The sequence below is a fragment of the Thermogemmatispora sp. genome, assembly GCF_019683755.1.
In the GTDB taxonomy this organism is placed as follows: domain Bacteria; phylum Chloroflexota; class Ktedonobacteria; order Ktedonobacterales; family Ktedonobacteraceae; genus Thermogemmatispora.
Genome location: NZ_JADGHT010000010.1, coordinates 1 through 21,277, shown reverse-complemented (window position 1 = coordinate 21,277; position 21,277 = coordinate 1). Strand labels below are relative to the sequence as shown.

The following is a 21,277-nucleotide window of genomic DNA, read 5'->3' as shown; positions in this document are numbered from 1 at the left end:
GTGGGAAAGAAATAGACTCCCCCTTCTCCTTGCCTGCACAACCAGCAGGCAAGGCAAAGAACAAGAACACACTGTTACTCACACAAGACCAGCCCTGCCCCCTGCAGGGAGCAGAGCGACACCGGCTCGGGTGCCAGGATTCGAACCTGGGATCGCGGATCCAAAGTCCGCTGCCTTACCGCTTGGCCACACCCGAAAGTGGTTAGCTATCTGCCGGACCCACCTGACCACCTCGGCTCTCAACGGCCTTTCGACGCTGGCTCTAGCGTTCTGCTTGCCTTGTCGTTGTTGCACGCTCTAACGGCAAGGCAAATGGAGAGGCAAGGCCTTGTCTGTAACTGTCCGTAAACAGGATACCCTTTCTTGCCAACTCTGTCAAGGGGGAAGCAGGGCTAACCTTTGCCGGAGCCTCCCGGGCGGCGGTGGCGTGCCGGAGAGCTAGAAATACGGCGGGCGGCGCTGTGGTTGTTTACTTAATAGATACACTATGTTATCATTGTCTTCAAGGTAACGGTGCTGTTGACGTTCAGCCACGGGGCGCCCCCTCCTCGGCGTGGGATGGGGACTGCTTCGGCCTGAATTGGACTAGAGGAGGAACTGTCGTGGAAGCTGCTTCCACAAGCGACCTGCGCGTCGATACGCGCCTGGCGAAGTTCTCACAGGGCAGTGTTGTCGTGCTGACGGCCTTGGCTTTTCTGCTGAACTGGCCGCCCCTGGTACTGATCACCGGGCTGCTGCTGGCCTGGAGTGCCCTCTGGCCGGTGGCCGGTCCTTTCACTCTGCTCTATCGGCATATGCTCGTACCGCTCGGCCTATTGAAACCGCGTCTGGTTGAAGATGACCCAGCTCCCCATCGTTTTGCCCAAGGAGTGGGGGCTACGCTGCTATTGATTGCCGGGCTGGTGCTCCTCCTGACCGCGGCGACGATGGTCGGCTGGGCGCTGGATCTACTCGTGTTTGTCCTCTCTTTTGTCAACCTCACGGTTGGCTTCTGTGCTGGCTGCCTGGTCTACTACTATTTGGGAAAGGTTGGCCTTGTCCCCCGCGTGCGCTATGAAGGGGGCTTTCACTGGCGCGGTGTACGATAAGGTAGAGCGGACAGGTGCACTATGGAGGTAATGTTCTGGCGGGCAGCCTTGCTGCTAGGGCTGGCTGCCCTTCTCTGGGGCTTGGTGGCACTCGGGCGGCGCTTTGTAGAACGACAGCGCCGAGCTGCTTTAGCGGCGCCAGCTCTGGCCGCAGGGGGACTGCCTGAGACGGCGACGTCTGCTGCGCCAGTACGCGTTTTGCTCTTCAGCAGCGCCGAGTGTCAGCAGTGCCATCGCCTGCAGAAGCCGGCCCTACGCCAGGTACAAGCGGCTTGCGGTGAGCTGGTCCAGGTCATTGAGATCGATGCACCGACTCAGCCGCAACTGACGGCGCGCTATCGAGTGCTGACCCTGCCAACCACGGTCGTGCTTGACGGCGAGGGCAAGGCCCAGGCGGTCAACTATGGCTTTGCTCCTGCCGGACGGTTGCTGGCCCAGATCGATCGCGTCCTCGCCCAGGTGCGCAAGTAAAGCTGGGCTTCGCTTTCTGCTGGCGCCCTGGGCACTGCTCCCTCTCCTTTGCTCTCTTGCTCTCTCAGCTCACCTGGCTGTGGCCTGGGCGGCCTGTCCTCTCCTGTGTGCGGCTGGCTCCCTCCAGAGAGATCTTGACGAGGAAAAGGGCTTATGTCACAATGACAATGATTTCTTCAAAGAGGAAGAGGACGAACGCCCATGCGTGTCCTTGAAACGCATATTGATCGCAGCAGTCCTGAATTTCAGGAGAATGCGCGTTATTTCCGTCAGCTCGTGGCGGAGCTGAAGGAGCGTCTACAGCAGGTGCAGCAGGGCGGAGGCGCCGAGGCCATTGCTCGTCATCGCAAGCGCAATAAGCTGCTGGCGCGCGAGCGCATTCGTTTGCTCTGTGATCCCGATACGCCTTTTTTGGAGCTGAGTCCACTGGCTGCCTGGGATATGTATGATAACGAGGCGCCCTCGGCGGGCATTGTGACGGGCATTGGGGTGGTGGAGGGCCAAGAGTGCATGATCATCGCTAACGATGCCACCGTCAAAGGCGGGACCTACTATCCAATGACGGTGAAGAAGCATCTGCGGGCCCAGGAGATTGCCGAGCAGAATCGTCTTCCCTGTATCTATCTGGTCGACTCGGGCGGGGCCTTTTTGCCGCTGCAGGCCGAGGTTTTCCCGGATCGCGACCATTTCGGACGCATCTTTTACAATCAGGCGCGCATGTCAAGCCAGCGGATTCCGCAAATTGCCGTGGTGATGGGGTCGTGCACGGCGGGTGGGGCCTATGTGCCAGCCATGAGCGATGAGACGATCATTGTCCGGGGTACGGGAACGATCTTTCTTGGGGGGCCACCGCTGGTAAAGGCTGCCACCGGTGAGGAGGTAAGCGCTGAGGAGCTGGGCGGGGCTGATGTCCATTGTCGCATCTCGGGTGTAGCCGATCACTATGCTCTCAATGATGAACATGCCCTTGCTATCTGCCGCAGCATTGTGGCCAATCTGCAGCGGCGCAAGTACGTTCCCTGGGAGATTGCTGAGCCGGAGCCGCCGCGCTATGATCCCGAGGAGATCTATGGCATTGTGCCGCGCGATTATCGCAAAAGCTATGATGTGCGCGAGGTGATTGCTCGCCTGGTGGATGGCAGCCGCTTCCATGAGTTCAAGGAGCTGTATGGAACGACAATCGTCTGCGGCTTTGCGCGCCTGATGGGCTATCCTGTGGGAATTATCGCTAATAATGGTGTCCTCTTCTCGGAGAGTGCTCTCAAAGCAACGCACTTTATTGAGCTGTGCGCCCAGCGCCAGATCCCTCTGATCTTTTTGCAGAATATCACGGGCTTCATGGTAGGGCGTCAATATGAAAGCGGCGGCATCGCTAAGGATGGGGCCAAGATGGTGATGGCAGTGGCCAACGCGCCAGTCCCTCGCTTTACAGTCATTATCGGTGGCTCCTTTGGCGCAGGCAACTATGCGATGTGCGGACGCGCCTACTCACCGCGCCAGCTTTGGATGTGGCCCAATGCGCGTATCTCGGTAATGGGGGGCGAACAGGCAGCAAGCGTACTGGCGACGATCCGCAAGGAGAATCTGGCGGCGCGCGGGGAGACGATGACAGAGGAAGAAGAGGCGGCCTTTAAGCAGCCGATTCTTGAGAAGTATGAGCGCGAGGGCAATCCCTACTATAGCACGGCTCGCCTGTGGGATGATGGTATCATCGATCCCTGCGAGACGCGTACGGTGTTGGCTTTGGGTATCGCGGCCTCCCTCAATGCGCCACTCCCCGAAACGCCATTTGGGGTCTTCCGTATGTAGAGTACGGGAGGAGGCTGCGCTCTCTGCTTGCTGCTCCTCGCACTGACCGTGTCAGACGAACACGAGACCCGCGTTGTGGGACTGCTGGGACTGCGTGATTGGGAGAGGTAACAGGCCAACGGAGGCTTTGACTGGCCTGCGTCCTTTTAATTCAGGTATGGTTAAAGGAAGGAGCAGCCACGCTTGTGCTGACAGCTCTGCGTTGTAATGCCCAGGAGCATTGTTTTCAGCGTGTCACCTCACTAGACGAGGCTCGTGAGGCCTTGGCCCAGCAAGAGACGGTGCTTTGGCTCGACCTGTTTCAGCCGAGTCAGGAGGAGCTGCGACGCGTGGGCGCGGCTTTCCATCTGCATCCGCTGGCTGTGGAGGATGCCGGCCATAAGCATCAACGCCCAAAGATCGAGGAGTATGAGCACTTTTTTTTCTTGGTCTTCTATACGCTACGCGCGACGGCAGCGCCGGACAGCCCAGGGCTGCAGGTCTGTGAGCTGGATCTCTTTCTTGGGGAACGCTTCTTAATCACTGTCCATGATGAGCATATTCCTGAGTTAGAAGAGGTTGAGCAGCGCTGGACACGCAATGTCCATCAGTTGGAAGGTGGGGTCGTGGTCCTGCTCTATTCCTTGCTCGATACGATCGTCGATCAGTATTTCCCGGTGCTCGATGCTATGGTGGAACAGGCCGAGACGCTGGAGGATCAGCTTTTCAGTGGCGCACTGCGTCAGCGCTCCTTTACTCAGGAGCTGCTCGCTCTTAAGAAGCGCTTCCTGAAGTTGCGTCGCATTGTCGGTCCCGAACGCGATGTTCTCAATGTGCTCACGAATCGCGATAATCCCCTCTTCAATGAGCATGCCCTGCTCTATTTTCGCGATGTCTATGATCACATTATGCGCGTCGCTGACACTGTCGATCTCTATCGTGATCAGCTCAGCTCGACTATGGACGCCAATCTCTCGATTGTGTCCAATGATCTCAATAAGACGATGCGCACGCTGACTGCGGCCTCCATCATTTTGATGGTGGATGCCTTGCTGGCGGGGATCTGGGGCATGAATTTTGAGCATATGCCTGAGTTGCACTGGATTTATGGCTATCCAGCGGCGCTGGCTGCAATGGGAGGAATCTCGTTGCTCCTGTTGTGGATCTTCCGGCGTCTGCACTGGCTCTAGGAGCTGGCTGGAGCTGGGTGCTCTACATGCAGTGGTGGAGTGCTGGCGCAAGAGAGACCGGCCAATAAGCTGGCAGGCAGATGGTATAATCAAAAACAACGAGCCAGCGAATCAGGAGCTGTGGCAGCCGTTGGCTCTCTGCTTGTGAGGGCCATAGGCTTGCGTTAGCAGGATGGACCGCCTGTCCGGATCGGGTAGTTCCATTTGACTGGTAGCAGCTGAGTTCCTGTCAGGGATTGGCACAATGGAGTACACCCTACTCAGTGTTGAACGCAGCTTTCAGGACCGGGTCGCGACGGTGACAATGCGGCGCCCCGAGGTCCATAATGCTTTTAATGAGCAGTTGATTGAGGAACTGCGAGCTGCCTTTACGGCCTTGCGCGACGATGAGCGGCTGCACGCTGTCGTCCTGACTGGCGCGGGTGCCTCCTTTAGCGCCGGGGCCGATATCAAAATGATGCAGCAGGCGGGGGGTTTGAGCCGTGAGGAGAATGTGGCCGAGGCTTTGCGCTTAGCTGACCTCTTCGAGACGATCAATACCTTCCCTTGTCCGGTGGTGGCCCGCGTCAATGGCACAGCGATGGGTGGAGGATTGGGGCTGATTGCGGCCTGCGATCTGGTGATTGCCGTTGAAACGGCGCGCTTTGCTTTTAGCGAGGTGCGTCTGGGCATTGCGCCGGCGGTGATTGCTCCTTACGTGGTGCGCAAGATCGGTGAAAGTCAGGCGCGGGTTCTCTTTGTGACAGGTGAGCAGTTCACAGCAGGGCGGGCCCGCGAACTGGGGCTAGTGCATGTGGTAGTGACGGCTCAAGAGCTGGATGTGGCGGTAGAACAGGCACTACATCATCTGCTGCGCGGTGGGCCGCGAGCCTTGCGAGCCTGTAAGGCCTTGGCCCTACAGGTTGGTCTGCTGAGCCGCGAGGCGGCGCGCGACTATACTGCCAATCTGATCGCCGAATTGCGAACGAGTGCCGAAGGGCAGGAAGGCCTACGCGCCTTTCTGGAGAAGCGCCAAGCAAACTGGGTGGTCAACTAAGATGTTCAAGAAGATTTTAATCGCCAATCGGGGAGAGATCGCCCGCCGCATCATGGCCACCTGCCGCACAATGGGCATTCGCACCGTCGCCGTCTATTCAGAAGCGGATCGTCATGCGCCGCATGTCTATGAAGCTGACGAAGCCTATCCCATTGGGCCGGCGCCCGCCAGCGAAAGCTATCTACGCATTGAGGCTATCATTGAGGTGGCCCGTCAGGCTGGGGCGGAAGCTATTCATCCCGGCTATGGCTTCCTCTCGGAAAACCCGGCGTTGGCCGAAGCCTGTCAAGAAGCAGGCCTGATCTTCATTGGCCCCCCGGCCTCGGCCATGCGCCTCATGGGCTCAAAAATTGCGGCCCGTCGGGTGGCGGAGCAGGTTGGTGTACCAACTGTCCCAGGTTACGATGGTCCCGAGCAGGACCCGCAGTATCTGCTCCGGGAGGCCGAGCGCATCGGCGTACCGCTCTTGATCAAGGCGGCAGCCGGCGGCGGGGGCAAGGGAATGCGTGTGGTGCGCTCGCTGGAAGACTTTCCGGCACAGCTCGAGGGGGCGCAGCGCGAGGCACGTGCTGCCTTTGGCGATGGCACGGTTTTTCTGGAGCGCTTGTTAGAGCAGCCTCGTCACATTGAGTTTCAGGTGTTAGCCGATGCCTACGGGCGAGTTGTGCATCTGGGCGAGCGTGAATGTTCGATCCAGCGCCGCCACCAAAAGATCGTCGAGGAGACTCCATCGCCGGCCTTAACGCCAACCCTGCGCGCTCAAATGGGCGAGGCCGCTGTACGCATTGCCCGTGCCGCTGGCTATGTCAATGCTGGTACGCTAGAGTTTTTGCTTGATCGCGACCAGCACTTCTATTTTCTCGAGATGAATACGCGCCTGCAGGTTGAGCACCCCGTGACTGAGCTTGTGATGGGGCTTGATCTGGTGCGCCTGCAGATACTGATCGCTGCTGGCGAGCCATTACCCCTGCGTCAGGAGGAGCTGGTCGCCCGTGGTCACGCTCTCGAGATGCGTCTCTATGCTGAAGATCCTGAACAGCAGTTTCTTCCCTCTACAGGTAAGATCCTTCGCCTGGTAATGCCGCAGCGGCCTGGTATACGCATTGATAGCGGAGTAGAAAGTGGCTCTGAGGTGAGCCAGTTCTATGATCCCATGCTGGCTAAGCTGATTACCTATGGCGAAGAGCGAGCTGTCAGCATTGCGCGCATGCGGACCTTGCTGGAGGAGCTGGCGGTCTTCGGAGTCAAGACCAACAGTGCTTTGCTCCATGCGATCACTGAGAATGCGGCTTTCCGTGAGGGCCTCACTTTCACCTCTTTTCTAGAGGAGCAGCAGCTCCTGAAGCCCGGGGCCTTGCAGGAGCCAGCGGCGCTCCCCTTGGCTTTAAGCGCAGCGGCTCTAGCCGAGGTCTTGACCGAAGAGCCAGGTGAGCGCAATCCCTGGCGGCGCCTGGGGGCCTGGCGCCTGAGCGGTGAGGGGCGACTCCTGCGCTATCGCTATGAGGGAGAGGAGCACCAGGTTCGCCTTGAGCGTCTGCCGGGCAGCGGGGGCAGTTGGCGGGTCCAGGTTGACGGCGGTGAGCCGGAGGAGGTGCTCCCGCAGTCAATACCAGATGGGGCGCTGTGCCTGCAGCGTGGAACGCGACTGGAGCGCGTACAGCTCCTGCGTCTGGCCGGTGAGACGCAGGTCATGCTGCGGGGACGACTCTATCGCCTGCTGCGACCCCAGCCGCCAGCTATTGAAAGGAGTCTACGGGGAGGTGGACAGCGCGGTGGCCAGAGCTTGACAGCCCCGATGGCTGGCACCATTGTCAAAGTGCAGGTCAGTGAGGGTGAGCATGTCAAACAGCATCAGGTACTGGTTGTTCTGAGCGCCATGAAGATGGAGCATGTCATCACAGCTCCCTATGATGGTATCGTGCGACGCATCTATTATCGCGAAGGCGACGTTGTCCAGGGTGGCGCGGTCGTCGTCGAAGTGGAGACAGGCACAGACCAGAACGCGGCAGCCCTCGCGGCGGCACAAGAGCAATGAGGAAGGGGATTGCATGCTCAGAGCCAAATCCTCGGCTTTAGCGCGCGCTGCTGCATAAACGTTTTCGGCTTACCGAAGCGGGGAGCTGGACAGCGAAGGTCTATAGTTAGCTACGGCTGACCAGCGAGTACAGCAAGGGCTGGATCGATTGGTGGAGAAAGGACGTGATATCTAAGATGAAGGTCGGCTTCATAGGGATTGGGACAATGGGGCGTCCGATGACGCTCAATCTGCTCAAGGCCGGGCATGAAGTCGCAGTTTATGCGCGTCATCCTGAGAAGCCTGGCGTTCAGGAGGTGCTCCAGGCAGGAGCCAGGCTTGTTTCTTCACCGCGCGCACTGGCCACTGAGGTAGAGGTAGTCATCACAATGGTTCCAACCTCTCAGGATGTCGAGGAGCTGGTTGCTGGCCCCAATGGCATTCTGGAAGGAGCGCGGGAGGGGCTGATCATCATCGATATGAGTACCATTGCACCGGCAACGAGTCGCCGGCTGGCTCAACTCGCCAGTGAGCGTGGAGTCGCCTTCTTGGATGCGCCGGTAAGCGGAGGCTCACAGGGGGCCATCGCTGGCACCTTGGCCATCATGGTTGGTGGCGAACGCGCTGTCTTTGAACGCGTCCGCCCCTTGCTGGAGGCGATGGGCAAGCCCGAGCGCATTTTCTATGTGGGGCCTGCTGGTGCCGGTGAGGTGGTCAAGCTGGTAAATAATATGTTGGCAGGAGTGATTGCTGCCGCTACTGCTGAGGCTCTCGTACTGGGGGTCAAGGCTGGCGCTGATGTCGAGCTGATGGCTGATATTATCAATGTCAGCACGGGGGCCAACTGGCAGCTTGCTAATCAGTTCCCTATGCGCGCCTTTACTGGCAGTTTCCAGCCCGGTTTCATGACCGACCTCTTGCAAAAAGACCTGAATCTTGCGCTGGAGTTGGGGGCCCAGTATCAGACGCCGCTGCCGTTGACAGGACTGGCGCGTCAGCTCTATGAAATGGCCCGCGCCCAGGGCTATGGCCGCGAGGACTATACTGCTTTGCTCAAGGTCTTAGAGAGGCTCGCTGGCGTGGAAGTGCGCAGCCGTGCCGCCTCCAATCAGGAGCAAAGACAAAGCTAGTGGGGGCCGGCCTCACGCATGAGGCCGGCGCGTGGCAGGTCGAGGGCCTGGCCTGCCTGGATCAAGACAGTCGTTTGGTGTTGTCATCGCCCATGATGGTTGTTGCCGCTCCATCGCTGCCTATAGTCAGGTCCGCTGGAATCCTGCACAGCAAGGTACGATGGCTGGCAGAATAAAAAAGGAGGAACCCCAATGGAGCAGCTCTCTCACGAAGAGGCTAGCGAGAAGATCGTAGCGCTAGAACGCCGGCTCAAAAAGGAGCAGCAATCTAAAGTTCGTCGCACCAGTGAGGCATATTTATGCCCTTCCTTCTCGTGCGTCACCAGTCTTCATGCCGCTGATATCTCTGTGCCCACCGGATCAAAGCAAACGCGGCCAGTGCCGCCGCGCAGCGCACGTTGACCATCGGACAGCGCGGAGAGGGGGATTGGCCTGGCCCCAGGCGGTTGGAGGTTATACTAAGTAGTAAGGGAGCATCAGCCTCTGCGCGAGTGACATGCCGAAGATGAGCAGGGCGATTAGCCCAAAATAGGCCACTGTCATGGCGAGGCGAAAGCGCAGGGGAACCGCATAATAATGCTGCGGATGGATGAGATTGTCGCTACGCTGCGTCCAGAGCCAGGTAGCGCCGATGATCACCAAGAGGAGCAGCCAGGGAGAAAACTCCCCACTGAGCCAGAGCCAGATCTGATAAGCCAGCAGCAGCAGCAGGCCGACTACATAGAGGCGGCGATCAATGGCTTCCACGATTCGCCCGCCGTCCAGCATTGGAGCAGGGATCAGGTTCACCAGATTGATAAAGAAACCGAAGTAAGCCAGAGGGGCCCAGACACCCAGCGGCTGAAACCAGGCCACTAACAGACAGGAAGCAGAGCCGAGCGCTCCCGCAAGCGGACCGGCAATGCCGATCTCAGCATCATCGCGAGCATTTTGCGGGTGACGCTTCATGAGAACAGCAGCCCCCAGCAGAGGGATGAAGATCATTCCTCCAAGAGGAATACCCTTCGCCTTGATAACTAGGGCGTGTCCCAGCTCGTGTACAAAGAGCAGCACCACAATGCCCAGGCCAAAAGCCCAGCCGAAGAGCATGGCATAGAAGGCCAGGGAGATAAGGGCAGAGATCCCGGCCCAGCCGAATTTCAGCAGCCAGCCGAGCCATTGAAACTTCAGGAGCAAAGCCACCAGCGCGGCTAGACTTCCACCCAGGCCTGCCCATCCCTTTTTTCCCTTAATGCCACTAGATGAGACTTTTCCCCTCTCTTCTGCTGAAACACGAGCGGCGTAAGCATACTCGCCCGTGCTCGCAGTGGCGGTGCCATAGCCTGCCAGATCCTCCGGGCCGCGGTAGGGCTGCATCGCTGCCTGCTCGGTAGAGGCGGCTGTAGTCTGGTCAATGGACAGTGAGTCAGGCGAGAGGCGATAAAAGTCAGGATGGGTATAGTCGAGAGACCTCTCCAGCGAGAAAGTCAGCTCGCTGCGACTGACTTGAGGGGAAGAGCTATGGGCCTGGCCTGGATCGCGCTCCATACTGTCTAGTCTTTCTCCTTCGCTTCGTGCTCCACTCATGGTAATACTATTCTAGCACACGTCGGCCAAAAAGGCTTGTCTGCTGCAGAGAAGAGCGAGCTAGAGGAGACTGGAAAGGCCTGATCAGTCTCAGTGGCCAATCGCTCCCAGGAAAGCTGAGAAAACTGCGGACCGATCGCGGGGTGCGCCGGGCAGCCTGACCTGTCGCCGATCATCAGAGATGGAACAGGTTGACAGCCAGTAGAATCAAGGTGAGGATCGAGACGAAGAGGACAGTCGCCCAGCCGAAAATATTGAACAGGAACGAATTCCTATGTTTGCCCATTAGGCGGCGATTGTTGACCAGCAGAATAATAAAGACCAGGATGATCGGCAACATGGCCGTATTGATATCCTGAAGCACGATCAGCACCTGGAAGATGGGCAAACCAGGAATCAGTGTTACCAGCACACCAAGCACGATCAACGCTGTAAAAAGTCCCTGGAAGACCGGTGCCTCACGGAAGCTGCGTGAGAGGCTGCGCTCGAAGCCGAAGGCTTCGCAGATAGCATAAGCGGTCGAGAGGGGTAAAACCGCTGCGGCTAGCAGTGAGGCGCCAAAGAGGCCGATACTAAAGAGTAACGAGGCATAAGGACCGGCCAGATTGCGCAGGGCAAAAGCGGCGTCCAGCGCTGTGTTCACCGGATGGTGGGCGACAAAGAGCGTGGCGCCGGTGGCGATAATGATAAAGAAGGAAATGATCGTCGCGAAGAGTGTTCCGCTGTAGACATCGATCTGCTCATAGATATACTCGCCAGCGTGGATACCCTTGTCAGCCACAGCGGACTGCACATAAAAGAGCATATAGGGGCTAATCGTTGTACCCACCAGAGCCGCCGCGGTCAGCAAATAGTCGCTATCCCAGCGCCAATCGGGGAACACGCTCTGATGAGCGATTGCTCCCCAATCGGGGTGGGCGACAAAGGCGGCAGGGATGTAGGAGAGGAAGCCCAGCGACATCGCGATAAAGACCTTTTCGACCCGCTGATAGGAGCCTTTGATCACCAGCCACCACAGCACCAAACCACAGACAGGCACAGTTACATAGAGCCAGGGCGTATGCACATCCTGAGCCAGCACCTGCACACTGGCGCCAATGCCGAGGAACTCCGAAATGGTAATCCCCGTATTAGCGATCAGCAGAGCCAGCATAGCCAGTGCTGTCCAGCGCACGCCGAACTCCTCGCGGATCAGATCGGCCAGGCCCTTGCCGGTCACTGCTCCCATGCGGGCACACATCTCTTGGATCACAGCCACAAAAAAGCTACTGATAAAGAGGGCCCACAGGAGGTTATAGCCATAGTTGGCCCCTGCCGCCGAATAAGTCGCGATTCCCCCGGCATCGTTGCCAGCATTGGCGGCAATCAGGCCCGGACCCAGCACCGCCAGCAGCCGGATCAGCGGTGAGGAGCGGCTTAGGCGAAAAGGAAAACGCGACCGCGCCGGTTTCCTACGAGCGGCGCGGTCTTTTCGCTGCAGCTCTGTTGTTTTCTGGCCAGATCTCTCCATAGTGCACCAGCGTCAGTTTCGCTAGCAAGGTGCTGTCCATCTTGGCCCCGCTTGTGGGGGGAGGGGTATAGATAACTCTCCTGCAGTCGCTGGCAGCCTGCACAGGTCGAACCTGGCCTGCTGCTCCGAGTGCGGGCAGGGCGTGGTAATGATAGCACTCCGGCTGGTCCTCTGACAAGGGGCAGACAACGAACACAGGCCCAACGAACCCCCAGGCCTCCACAGTGAACAGTGGCCTGGCCTGGGCTGCCGGCCTGCCAGTCCATAGCAAAAGAGCCGACTTGAGCCGCACCTCACTCCTGCGCCTTTTTATGGCCCAGCAGATGGAGGCGAAGCAGATTGAGCGCAGCGAGAGCCGAGCGATATTTCTGATCCTCGCGGCTACCGCGCCAGCCGCTGCCACGAGAGGTCACAAAGCCTGCAGGTCCTGCAATGGCCAGGGCTAGCGTCCCCGCGGGTTTCTCCTCGAACGGCTCAGGACCAGCTACGCCAGTGATACCGATACCATAGTCAGCCCCCAGACGCTGCCGTGCGAGCTGAGCCATAGCGCGCGCTGTCGCCTCACTAACCAGACCTGCTTGCTCGACCAGCTCTGAAGCAAGACCCATCTCCAGAGCTGCAGGGCGACCGTAGGCCACCAGAGCGCCCCGGAAGTAGCGCGAGCTGCCAGGTACATCAGTGATCAAGCTGGCGAGGAGTCCACCGGTAAAGCTCTCCATCACCGCCAGGGTCTGAGCACGCTGGGCGAGCATAGAGCCAACCACGCCCGGGAGCGTCTCCTTATCGACGCCAAAGATATAGTCACCGAGCACTGCGCGAATACGCTCCTCGGTCTCGCTGACAAGGCGCTCAGCCTCATCGCGGCTGGCCGCCTTAGCGGTCACACGTACATCGACGGCGTCGCTCTTGGCGTATGTCGCTACGGTCGGATTGCTGGCGTGAATGAAGGCTTCCAGACGTTGCTCAACCGTTGATTCTCCCAGACCGGTCACCCGTAGAATGCGCGTGAAAATCAGGCCGCCAGTATAGGGACTGAGGCGCGGAATGACCTCAGCCTCCCACATGCGGTACATCTCCCGCGGGACCCCGGGCATAGCGACAATGATGCGACCCGCTTTCTCAACCCACCAGCCTGGGGCTGTACCCAGGGGATTCGGCAAGGGACGCGCCGAAGGAATCAGGGTGGCCTGTTTGACATTGCGTTCAGGCATCTGAAGGCCACGAGCGGCGAACCAGGAGCGCAGCTCGGCCTCCAGGCTAGGGTCAACCTGCATACTCTCCCCCAGCAATGTACTGATAGCCTCGCGCGTTAGATCGTCCTCAGTGGGTCCCAGGCCACCGGTCATGATAATCAATTCCGAACGTTCCCAGGCCCGACGCAGCGTCTCAACGATGCGCTCCAGATTATCGCCGACCTGGGAGACGAAATAGAGATCGATCCCTAAACCACTCAAACTCTGCGCCAGATAGGTGGCGTTGGTATCAGTGATCTGGCCAAGGAGCAGCTCCGTGCCACAAGAAATAATCTCGGCCCGCATAGTGCATCAAATCCTCCAAAGCAATGCGTGGTCTGGCCCAAGCGCCAGCCGTGACCAGCAGGGCTGCAGAGCACCTCAGCTATCCCTCTGGCCTGGTCGATTTGCTCGCTGCCCTTGCTTGCTCCTCTTTCCTTCACCCTCAGCTCTACCGGCGAGCTAGCTGAGCGCAACCTCCCTTATCATACCACGTCTCAACATCTCTCAATATGTTGTGCCTGAGAATAAGAAAATCTCAATATCTTGTGCTCAAAGGCTTGTAATCGGGGAGGTTTCCTAGTATACTGTCCGAGGAAGGTCGACCGGGGAACATCATAGCCGACAACTTGCCTGCAGGACAAGTTCACTAGAAGTGAGTCCTATTTCCCACCTACCCTTTCTTTGTCGTGTGTCCGGCACCGGGAGACGCGGCAAATCAAGCGTGTGAAGTGTGGTGACGGGTGGCGACTGACGAGCTGCAATTTGAGAGAGGAGTAATAGAGCATGTTAGAGCAGCAGGAGTCGAAGACTCCCAAAGCGCCTGGCGATACACCCAAGCGAACACAGCTAGAAGGCATTCGTCTCAAAGTCTTTCTGGATCGCTATTCGCTTAAAGATGCCAACGGCCAGCCACTGGAGCACTATCCCGAAGAGTTGTGGGCCCGAGTGGCGCGAGGAATTGCTGCAGTCGAAAAGACGGAGGAGCTACGCGCCTACTGGGAGAAGCGCTTCTACGAGGCGATGACCGACTTTAAATTTGTGCCTGGTGGGCGCATCCTGGCGGGAGCTGGCTCCGGCCATCAGGTCACTTTTTACAACTGCATGCCACCTGACCAAGAAATACTGACAGCCGAAGGCTATCGCCCTATTGCAGACATCAAGGTTGGCGATCTCGTGGTGACCCACCGCAATCGCCTGCGCCCTGTCCTCCACAAATTTGAGCGTGAAACCGAGGAACCGCTCTACATCATTCGTTCACAAAAAATCAGCTACGATGACCTGCGCCTGACAGGCGATCACAAGGTCTATCTGATCCGCTCAGAATGGGTCAATGGACTCAGCTCGTCCGCCGGTCTGGGCCTGCAACATGGGCCAGACTGGATTCCCGCCCGCGAGATTAAACCGGGCGATTATGTTGCCCTCGGACATGATGGTGAGGAAAGCGCCCGCGACCTCATCTTGCTTCGCGATTACCTTCCTGAATACGAAACGCGGGATGGTCAGCTCCTCTTGAGGTCGACGACAGACAGCGACCAGACTGAGGGAGCGACCTGGGAAAAGCAGGCCCGGCTGACGGATCACCTGGTTCTCGACGAAGATCTCTGCTATCTGCTAGGTCGCTGGCTTGGCAATGGCGGCCTAACTCATGGCCCGCGAAGCGATCTACCGTCAGGTATCAAGATTGTCTTTGCTCTTGATGAGCAAAAAGCGGCGCAGGAGATTGTCCGCATTTTCGATACAAAGTTTGGGGTTGAACCATCCATCAAGCTGAGTAGCACCGGGCGCTCTTACGATCTGGAGGTGCCTTCCGTAGCCGTTGGGCAGTTTTTCAAGGCCTTCCTGGGTGGCTACCGCTATGCGCGACGGCTTCCCGATCTCCTCATACATTTGCCTGCGCCACTCACCCTGGCCTTGCTGCGCGGACTGTTCAGCGCCGCCGGGTATGTTGCTGGTAACGAGATTAGCATTGTCCTACCTAATCGGACGCTCGCTATCCAGGTGCATCAACTGCTTCTGCGGCTCGGTTATCTCTTCGCGATTCGTGAAGAGAGGCAGCGCCTAGGGCGTGAAGCAGCCTATCGTATTCAGGCTACTGCAGATGAGTGCGCGCCGCTCTTTGAGCAATTCTTTGGCCTTCAGGCCCCCGAGCGGACCAGCGAAGTGCGATCCTCCTTCGAATACGGAGGCCTCAAATGGGTGCGAGTTGACGAGGTCGCCATCGCTGATTACTCTGGCCCGGTGCTGGATATAGAGGTTGAAGAAGACCACTCGTTCGTAGCGGCAGGTCTTGTTGTCTCAAACTGCTATGTTATTCCCAGCCCGGAAGACAGCCGCCAGGGTATCCTTGACAATCTCAAGATCATGACTGAGATCATGGCCCGGGGGGGCGGCGTTGGCATCAACCTGTCGACCCTGCGGCCTCGTGGCTCCTATATCAAGACGGTCAATGGTACTGCCTCTGGCCCCTGCTCCTGGGCGCAGCTCTATTCGGTAGCCACTGGCGACGTCATTCAACAAGGCGGCTCACGACGCGGCGCGCTCATGCTCATGCTCGATGATACCCATCCCGACGTCGAAGAGTTCATCACCGTCAAGCGCACTGAGGGCAAGATCGAGCATGCTAATCTCTCAGTCTGCATTTCCGACCGCTTCATGCAGGCTGTCAAGAACGATGAGCCTTGGGACCTGATCTGGCAAGGAGAGGTCAAGAAGACGGTGCGGGCTCGCGATCTCTGGGACCTGATCTGTAAGTCAGCCTGGGAGTCTGCTGAGCCAGGTGTCGTCTTCATGGACCGCTGCAACAAGGAATCGAACACCTGGTATTACGAAAAGATCAACTGCGTCAATCCCTGTGTCACCGGCGAGACCCTCATCTATACTGGTCAGGGCCTGATCCCTGCAAGAGAGCTGGCTCAAAACGGACTACCCGTAGAGATTGTCTCAGAGGATCTCAGCCTGCCGGTGGCGGCCCTCGCCGGCAGCGCACCCACTGCCAAGAGGCACGAGAACGAACACAAAGCGACCTTGCGCAGCCGTCGACTGCGACTGGCCAGTCCGGTTTTCCCCACGGGCATCAAGCCCGTCTATCGACTGCGCACGCGCGAAGGCTACAGTCTGCGCCTCACGGCTGATCACCGTATCCTCACACCCACTGGCTGGAAGGCGGCTGCTGATCTCCGCCCAGGCGAGCAACTCCATCTGCTGCGACACGGAGGCGCCTTTGGTCCAAAGGGCAGCGCTGAACTGGGGCAAGCGCTTGCCTGGCTGAGCCTCAAAGCCAGCGGTCTGCCGGCCCCTCAGACCGCTCTCAGCAGTGCCGTCCTGGCTCAAGCTCAGGCCCTGAGTGCTGCCGAAGAACAAGCGCTGAACCGCCATCTGCCCGCTAGCGTCCTGCGTGGTAACCGCCCCATGCAGCAAGGGTTCCTGGCCATGCTCTTCTCGCTGGCGGGTATACTCACATGCGAGCGTCAGCATGGCTATGCCCTCGTACTCAGAGGCTGCTCGCGCACGCTCCTTGAAGACATTCAGCGACTCCTCTTGAACTTCGCCATTCTCTCCCAGATCCGGCCTCAGCATCTGGGCCCTGCGCCAACGGAGCGGGCGATCGATGAAGAATTGTGCATCAGCGGTCGCCACCTGCGACGCTTCAGCGAGCAAATTGGCCTGCTGCCGGCCAGTCGCCAGCAGATTCTCAATACCGCTCTCGCCCAGGCCGAGGCCTCCCAGAGCGCTGCCCAAGAGGAGCCAGAAGAATACTTAGCCACCTTCGAGAGTCTAGAGCCTGATGGGGAAGAGCTGGTCTATGATCTTGTTGAGCCGCAGATGCACCTCTTCATCGCCAATGGCCTGGTTGTGCACAACTGCGGAGAGCAGCCTCTCCCGCCCTGGGGCGTCTGCAACCTAGGTGCCCTCAACCTGGCCGCCTTTGTCAAAGATGGCGAAATGGACTATCAGCAGCTCGCAGAGATCGCACGCGTGGCCATGCGCTTCCTTGACAACGTCATCGACGCCAACGAGTACTTTATTGAAGAGAACCGGCAGGCGCAGATGGCCACGCGGCGTACTGGCTTAGGCACAATGGGCCTGGCCGATGCCCTCATCAAAATGAAGATTCCGTACGGCAGCGATCGCTCCATCCCGGTCATCGAGCGCATCTATCGCACCATTCGCGACGCGGCTTACGAAGCCTCCACCGACATTGCGGCAGAAAAGGGGCCTTTCCCACGCTTCGATCGCGAGAAATACATGCAGGGCCGCTTTATCCAGCGTCTGCCCAAGCATATCCAGGACAAGATACGCAAGCAAGGCATCCGCAACGCCGTACTACTGACCCAGGCGCCGACAGGCACCACCAGCCTCTTTGCTGGTGTCAGCTCTGGCATCGAGCCGGTCTATGACTTCGCTATGGTGCGCCGCGACCGCACAGGAGAGCATATCCTCTACCATCCGCTCTTTAAGGCCTGGCGTGACGAACATCCGGGCGAACCGATTCCCGACTACTTTGTCGCCGCCAACGATCTCACGCCGGAGCAACACGTACGTGTCCAAGCCACCATTCAGAAATACACTGATGCCAGCATCAGCAAGACCGTCAACGCGCCCAACAGCCATACAGTCGAAGACGTGAAAAAGCTCTACACGCTAGCCTACGAGCTTGGCTGCAAAGGCATTACCTATATGCGCGACGGATCACGAGTCGGAGTGCTCTCCCATATCGAAGAGAAGAAACCTGCACAGCAACAAGCGCAGGCGGCTCACTCCACACCAGGCGCACAGGCTGGCCAGGATCAACAGTCGCCGCTTCCAGAAAGCAGGCCCGAGCAAAGTGCAAGCCACGGGCCGATGATCAAGCCCCCGCCCGAAGTACTGCACGGCTACACGCGCAAGATCCGTGCCCCCGAAGGCAAAGTCAACGTCACCATCAACAGTGACGAGCACGGCCCGCTAGAGGTCTTCGTCAACGTCGGCAAGGCCGGCAGTGATATCCTTGCTCTGGCCGAGGCACTGGGGCGCTTAATCTCGCTCATCCTGCGCATCCCCAGTCCACTCTCGCAGGTTGATCGCATGCGCGAGGTAGCCGAGCAGCTACGTGGCATTGCCGGCAGCCGCTCCGTTGGTTTCGGCATCCAGCAGATCCGCTCACTCCCTGACGCAGTAGCCAGAGCGCTGGAGCTGCATCTAGAGATGCTCGAAAGCGGGTCGAACACACCAGCCTCTTTCCAGCAGCAGCCGCAGAGCGAGAGTCGCGGCGACAGCGGCGGTGAACCATTGCGCCTCGGCTATCTCAACGTCACCGGCAACCTCTGCCCGCAATGCGGTTGCAACACGATGGTCTACGAGGAGGGCTGTCGTAAATGCTATAGCTGCGGCTATAGCGAATGCTAAGCCAGGCGGCAGGCGAGGCGCCTCCGCGCCTGGCCCAACCGGCGTACAAAGACAGCTAGAATGAGAGAAAGAAGAGGGACGGAGGTATGCTCACAGGGTGAGTTCCTCCGCCCCTCTTGCTTTGGCTCTCTTCTCCAGGCAGGCTCACATCCAACTCATCTGTAACCCACAGTCAGCGACAAAAACCAGAGCGGCCAGGCTCTCCAGGCCATGTCTGCCTTCCGAAGATACTTCCCACACGCATGGCGAGAGCAGAGGAAACACCCGGGCAAAGCAGCGCCCGAATGTCTGGCCGGATCTGGCCCTTGCTGAGCCAAGGCCCGGCGAAATCAGGCCTGGCCTGCTATCTCCTCTTCTCCCCCTCAGCCGGCTGGGGGAGCCTAGCCGCGTTGCCCCCACTCTTCTAGTCTCTTGCGAGCCGAGCGGTCATCGTCTCCTTCTCCTTCCTCTTCCTTTCACCTCAGCCATCCGCTGGGGTCTAGACATGCAGGAAGTAGAAGAGGGGAGCCAGCACCAGCGTAATCGTGCTGAGCAGCTTAATGAGCACATGCAGCGACGGGCCAGCGGTGTCCTTGAAAGGATCACCAACGGTGTCGCCGATCACGCTCGCCTTATGTGGTTCGCTCTTCTTGCCCAGAACGATCCCTTCAGGATCATCGGGGGGAACAATCTCGCCTTTCACATTGACGCGCAGATACCCCGCCTCGATATATTTCTTGGCATTGTCCCAGGCGCCACCGCCATTATTCAAGAAGAGCGCGACCACAATCCCGCCCATAGTGGCTACCATCAAAAGGCCAGCAGCCGCCTGCGGCCCGAGGATGGCGCCCACGGCAATCGGGGTCAGGACCGCGATTGCGCCGGGCCAGACCATCGCGCGCAGGGCGCCTGACGTGCTGATGTCCACGCAGCGCGCGTAATCAGGATCGACCCGCTCATCAGGGTTCTCCGCCATAATACGCGGATTCTCGCGGAACTGACGCCGTACCTCCTCGATCATACGCCCGGCGGCCTTTCCCACGGCGCGGATTGCCAGCGAGCTAAAGAAGAAGATCAAAGCGAGACCAAGCAGGCCTGCGATGAACGTGCTCAAATTGGCCAGATCGACGCGATAGACCGACGGATCGTGACGGAAGCCATAGAGAACATCCAGATAGGCGCTGAAGAGCAGGAAAGCGGCCAGGGCAGCGGAGCCAAGGCCATAGCCCTTGGTCAAAGCCTTCGTCGTATTGCCGACGCTGTCGAGCGCATCCGTAATGGCTCGCACCGACTCAGCCTGGCCACTCATCTCGCTGATGCCGCCGGCATTATCCGTAATTGGACCGAAGGTATCCATCGTCAGGATATAAGCGCAGCTCATCAGCATCCCGACGGTAGCGACAGCCGTACCGAAGATCCCACTGACATTAATGGCCCCGAGCGTAGCCAGCGGGATATGCACCTGGCTGCCGAAGAAGTAGGCCAGGCCCAAAGCGGCACTGATTGCTAACACAGGCGGGACGATGCACTCAAAGCCCACCGTAATGCCGCTGATAATGGTAGTAGCCGGGCCGGTCAGCGTCGCCGCAGCGATCTCACGCACCGGGCGCCAGGTCCCGGAGGTATAGTACTGCGTGATAAAGACGAAGGCGATGCTCAAAGCGATACCGACCGTACCAGCCAGGGCGAACCAGAGCCAGGCGGGTAGGCCATAGTTCGCCGAGATATTACTCTGTCCGAGCAGCAGATAGCTGCCCAAGAACATCCCGACGAGCGAGAGAGCACAGGTAATATAGTAGCCGACATTCAGGCGCTGCATAGCAATCTGGCCGGGATCGCGGCCAGCCGCCTTCTCAGGTTCAATCACAGCCGAGGCCCGAACCGAGAGCACACCGATAGCCGAAGCAATCAGCCCGAAGGCGCCCAGCACAAGCGGGAAGAGCATCCAGCCGACGTTGCCGGTGGCCTGATAGAGGGTAGCCCCCAAGATCATCGTACCGATATTCTCGGCAGCCGTCGACTCGAAGAGATCGGCGCCGCGTCCGGCGCAGTCCCCCACATTATCGCCTACCAAATCGGCCACCACAGCCGGATTGCGCGGGTCGTCCTCGGGAATGTTCGCCTCGACCTTGCCGACCAAGTCCGCCCCCATATCGGCAGCCTTAGTATAGATACCGCCGCCGAGCTGGGCAAAGAGGGCCACAAAGCTAGCGCCGAAGCCGAAGCCAACGATCAGCGACGGCGTTGTGGCCGGGCTGGACAGGCCGCCAAACAAGGTGAAGAGCAAAGAGACACCCAGTATCGAAAGCGCCACCACCAGGAAGCCAGAAACGGCCCCCCCACGCAGGGCCACAACCAGGGCTTCGCCCAGGCTGCGACGCGCTGCACTGGCGGTGCGGCTATTGGACTTCACGGCAACATACATGCCTGTATAGCCCGAGATACCAGAGCAGAGCGCTCCCACCAAGAAAGCGAGAGCGGTGTGCCAGGCCAGATTGAACCGATCAGCCGCTGTTCCCTGGCCAAGGAGCGCCAGGGCGGCTGCAACTAAGACAGCAGCAACAATCGCCAACAATGCGATCGTGCGATACTGCCTGTTGAGAAAGGCGGTTGCGCCGGAGAAGATGGCATTCGCGATCTTCTGCATTGAAGGCGTACCTGTATCTCTCCGCAGCACGTCGTTGATCAGGAAGGCCGCAAACAGCACGGCAAGAAGTCCCACGACGATGGGGACTAAGATGTAAGAGACCATTCAACCTCCTTGGAAGGCAGATAGTGTCAATACCAACACCCAGCTCAAAGTGAGGCCAGAACAATCTGGCGATGGCCGTGACAGCAGGAAGTAGCAAGGCCCTGGTGCGGGCGGACTGACGATGCTAGCAGTA

12 protein-coding genes, 1 tRNA gene and 2 pseudogenes are annotated in these 21,277 nt (G+C 58.9%); 9 read left to right on the top strand and 6 right to left on the bottom strand.

Translation table 11 applies throughout. The features are described from left to right. Positions 1 to 125: 125 nt before the first annotated feature. Positions 126 to 196, bottom strand: a tRNA-Gln gene (locus tag IRZ24_RS01820). A gap of 406 nt (positions 197 to 602) precedes the next feature. Between IRZ24_RS01820 and IRZ24_RS01815 the strand changes: the two genes are divergently transcribed. The 7 genes and pseudogenes from IRZ24_RS01815 to IRZ24_RS01785 form a co-directional block, all read left to right on the top strand. Continuing rightward, a complete protein-coding gene (locus IRZ24_RS01815) occupies positions 603 to 1,088 on the top strand; it encodes a DUF4395 domain-containing protein (RefSeq protein WP_297160010.1) in 486 nt (161 codons plus the stop codon). A 30-nt stretch (positions 1,089 to 1,118) separates the two neighbouring features. Beyond that, positions 1,119 to 1,559 carry a thioredoxin family protein gene (locus IRZ24_RS01810; RefSeq protein ID WP_297160009.1) on the top strand — a complete coding sequence of 147 codons (441 nt, stop codon included), beginning with the start codon at positions 1,119 to 1,121 and terminating at the stop codon, positions 1,557 to 1,559. 201 nt (positions 1,560 to 1,760) lie between these two features. Then, positions 1,761 to 3,368, top strand: coding sequence for a carboxyl transferase domain-containing protein (locus tag IRZ24_RS01805; RefSeq protein ID WP_297160007.1), 1,608 nt, complete (start codon positions 1,761 to 1,763; stop codon positions 3,366 to 3,368). A 185-nt stretch (positions 3,369 to 3,553) separates the two neighbouring features. Next, the gene (gene corA, locus IRZ24_RS01800; protein WP_297160006.1) at positions 3,554 to 4,537 is read left to right on the top strand and encodes a magnesium/cobalt transporter CorA; all 984 of its coding nucleotides are present in this window, start codon (positions 3,554 to 3,556) and stop codon (positions 4,535 to 4,537) included. Positions 4,538 to 4,781: 244 nt separating this feature from the next. After that, the gene (locus tag IRZ24_RS01795; protein WP_297160004.1) at positions 4,782 to 5,573 is read left to right on the top strand and encodes an enoyl-CoA hydratase-related protein; all 792 of its coding nucleotides are present in this window, start codon (positions 4,782 to 4,784) and stop codon (positions 5,571 to 5,573) included. Between the two features lies 1 nt (position 5,574). Further along, positions 5,575 to 7,608 carry an acetyl-CoA carboxylase biotin carboxylase subunit gene (locus IRZ24_RS01790; RefSeq protein WP_297160002.1) on the top strand — a complete coding sequence of 678 codons (2,034 nt, stop codon included), beginning with the start codon at positions 5,575 to 5,577 and terminating at the stop codon, positions 7,606 to 7,608. Between the two features lie 176 nt (positions 7,609 to 7,784). After that, a pseudogene (locus tag IRZ24_RS01785) lies at positions 7,785 to 8,639 on the top strand (NAD(P)-dependent oxidoreductase); the annotation flags it as partial. A 9-nt stretch (positions 8,640 to 8,648) separates the two neighbouring features. Here the strand turns inward: IRZ24_RS01785 and IRZ24_RS19730 are convergent. The 4 genes from IRZ24_RS19730 to IRZ24_RS01770 all read right to left on the bottom strand — a co-directional run bounded on the left by IRZ24_RS19730 (position 8,649) and on the right by IRZ24_RS01770 (position 13,331). Continuing rightward, positions 8,649 to 8,705 carry a hypothetical protein gene (locus IRZ24_RS19730; RefSeq protein ID WP_366914215.1) on the bottom strand — a complete coding sequence of 19 codons (57 nt, stop codon included), beginning with the start codon at positions 8,703 to 8,705 and terminating at the stop codon, positions 8,649 to 8,651. 465 nt (positions 8,706 to 9,170) lie between these two features. Further along, positions 9,171 to 10,244, bottom strand: a complete 1,074-nt coding sequence (locus IRZ24_RS01780) for a site-2 protease family protein (protein ID WP_297159998.1) — start codon at positions 10,242 to 10,244, stop codon at positions 9,171 to 9,173. Positions 10,245 to 10,458: 214 nt separating this feature from the next. Then, positions 10,459 to 11,793 carry an Nramp family divalent metal transporter gene (locus IRZ24_RS01775; protein WP_297159996.1) on the bottom strand — a complete coding sequence of 445 codons (1,335 nt, stop codon included), beginning with the start codon at positions 11,791 to 11,793 and terminating at the stop codon, positions 10,459 to 10,461. A gap of 293 nt (positions 11,794 to 12,086) precedes the next feature. Further along, on the bottom strand, positions 12,087 to 13,331 hold the full coding sequence (locus IRZ24_RS01770; protein ID WP_297159995.1) for a competence/damage-inducible protein A: 1,245 nt from the start codon (positions 13,329 to 13,331) through the stop codon (positions 12,087 to 12,089). A 480-nt stretch (positions 13,332 to 13,811) separates the two neighbouring features. Here IRZ24_RS01770 and IRZ24_RS19725 point away from each other — a divergent pair. Together IRZ24_RS19725 and IRZ24_RS01765 are read left to right on the top strand one after the other, a co-directional pair. Then, positions 13,812 to 15,095, top strand: a pseudogene (locus tag IRZ24_RS19725) (ribonucleotide reductase N-terminal alpha domain-containing protein); the annotation flags it as partial. A gap of 93 nt (positions 15,096 to 15,188) precedes the next feature. Further along, positions 15,189 to 18,413 (top strand): LAGLIDADG family homing endonuclease, encoded by a 3,225-nt coding sequence (locus IRZ24_RS01765; protein WP_366914214.1) that lies wholly within the window; start codon positions 15,189 to 15,191, stop codon positions 18,411 to 18,413. A gap of 478 nt (positions 18,414 to 18,891) precedes the next feature. Here the strand turns inward: IRZ24_RS01765 and IRZ24_RS01760 are convergent, their stop codons facing one another. Then, positions 18,892 to 21,144 carry a sodium-translocating pyrophosphatase gene (locus tag IRZ24_RS01760; protein ID WP_297159991.1) on the bottom strand — a complete coding sequence of 751 codons (2,253 nt, stop codon included), beginning with the start codon at positions 21,142 to 21,144 and terminating at the stop codon, positions 18,892 to 18,894. Positions 21,145 to 21,277: the final 133 nt, after the last annotated feature.

What these genes read in the sequence shown, in the direction of transcription:
- IRZ24_RS01760 (WP_297159991.1), bottom strand. Translation starts at nt 21,144, where the DNA reads ATGGTCTCTTACATCTTAGTCCCCATCGTCGTGGGACTTCTTGCCGTG.
- IRZ24_RS01810 (WP_297160009.1), top strand. Translation starts at nt 1,119, where the DNA reads ATGTTCTGGCGGGCAGCCTTGCTGCTAGGGCTGGCTGCCCTTCTCTGG.
- IRZ24_RS01795 (WP_297160004.1), top strand. Translation starts at nt 4,782, where the DNA reads ATGGAGTACACCCTACTCAGTGTTGAACGCAGCTTTCAGGACCGGGTC.
- IRZ24_RS01780 (WP_297159998.1), bottom strand. Translation starts at nt 10,244, where the DNA reads ATGGAGCGCGATCCAGGCCAGGCCCATAGCTCTTCCCCTCAAGTCAGT.
- IRZ24_RS01805 (WP_297160007.1), top strand. Translation starts at nt 1,761, where the DNA reads ATGCGTGTCCTTGAAACGCATATTGATCGCAGCAGTCCTGAATTTCAG.
- IRZ24_RS01790 (WP_297160002.1), top strand. Translation starts at nt 5,575, where the DNA reads ATGTTCAAGAAGATTTTAATCGCCAATCGGGGAGAGATCGCCCGCCGC.
- IRZ24_RS01775 (WP_297159996.1), bottom strand. Translation starts at nt 11,793, where the DNA reads ATGGAGAGATCTGGCCAGAAAACAACAGAGCTGCAGCGAAAAGACCGC.
- IRZ24_RS01770 (WP_297159995.1), bottom strand. Translation starts at nt 13,331, where the DNA reads ATGCGGGCCGAGATTATTTCTTGTGGCACGGAGCTGCTCCTTGGCCAG.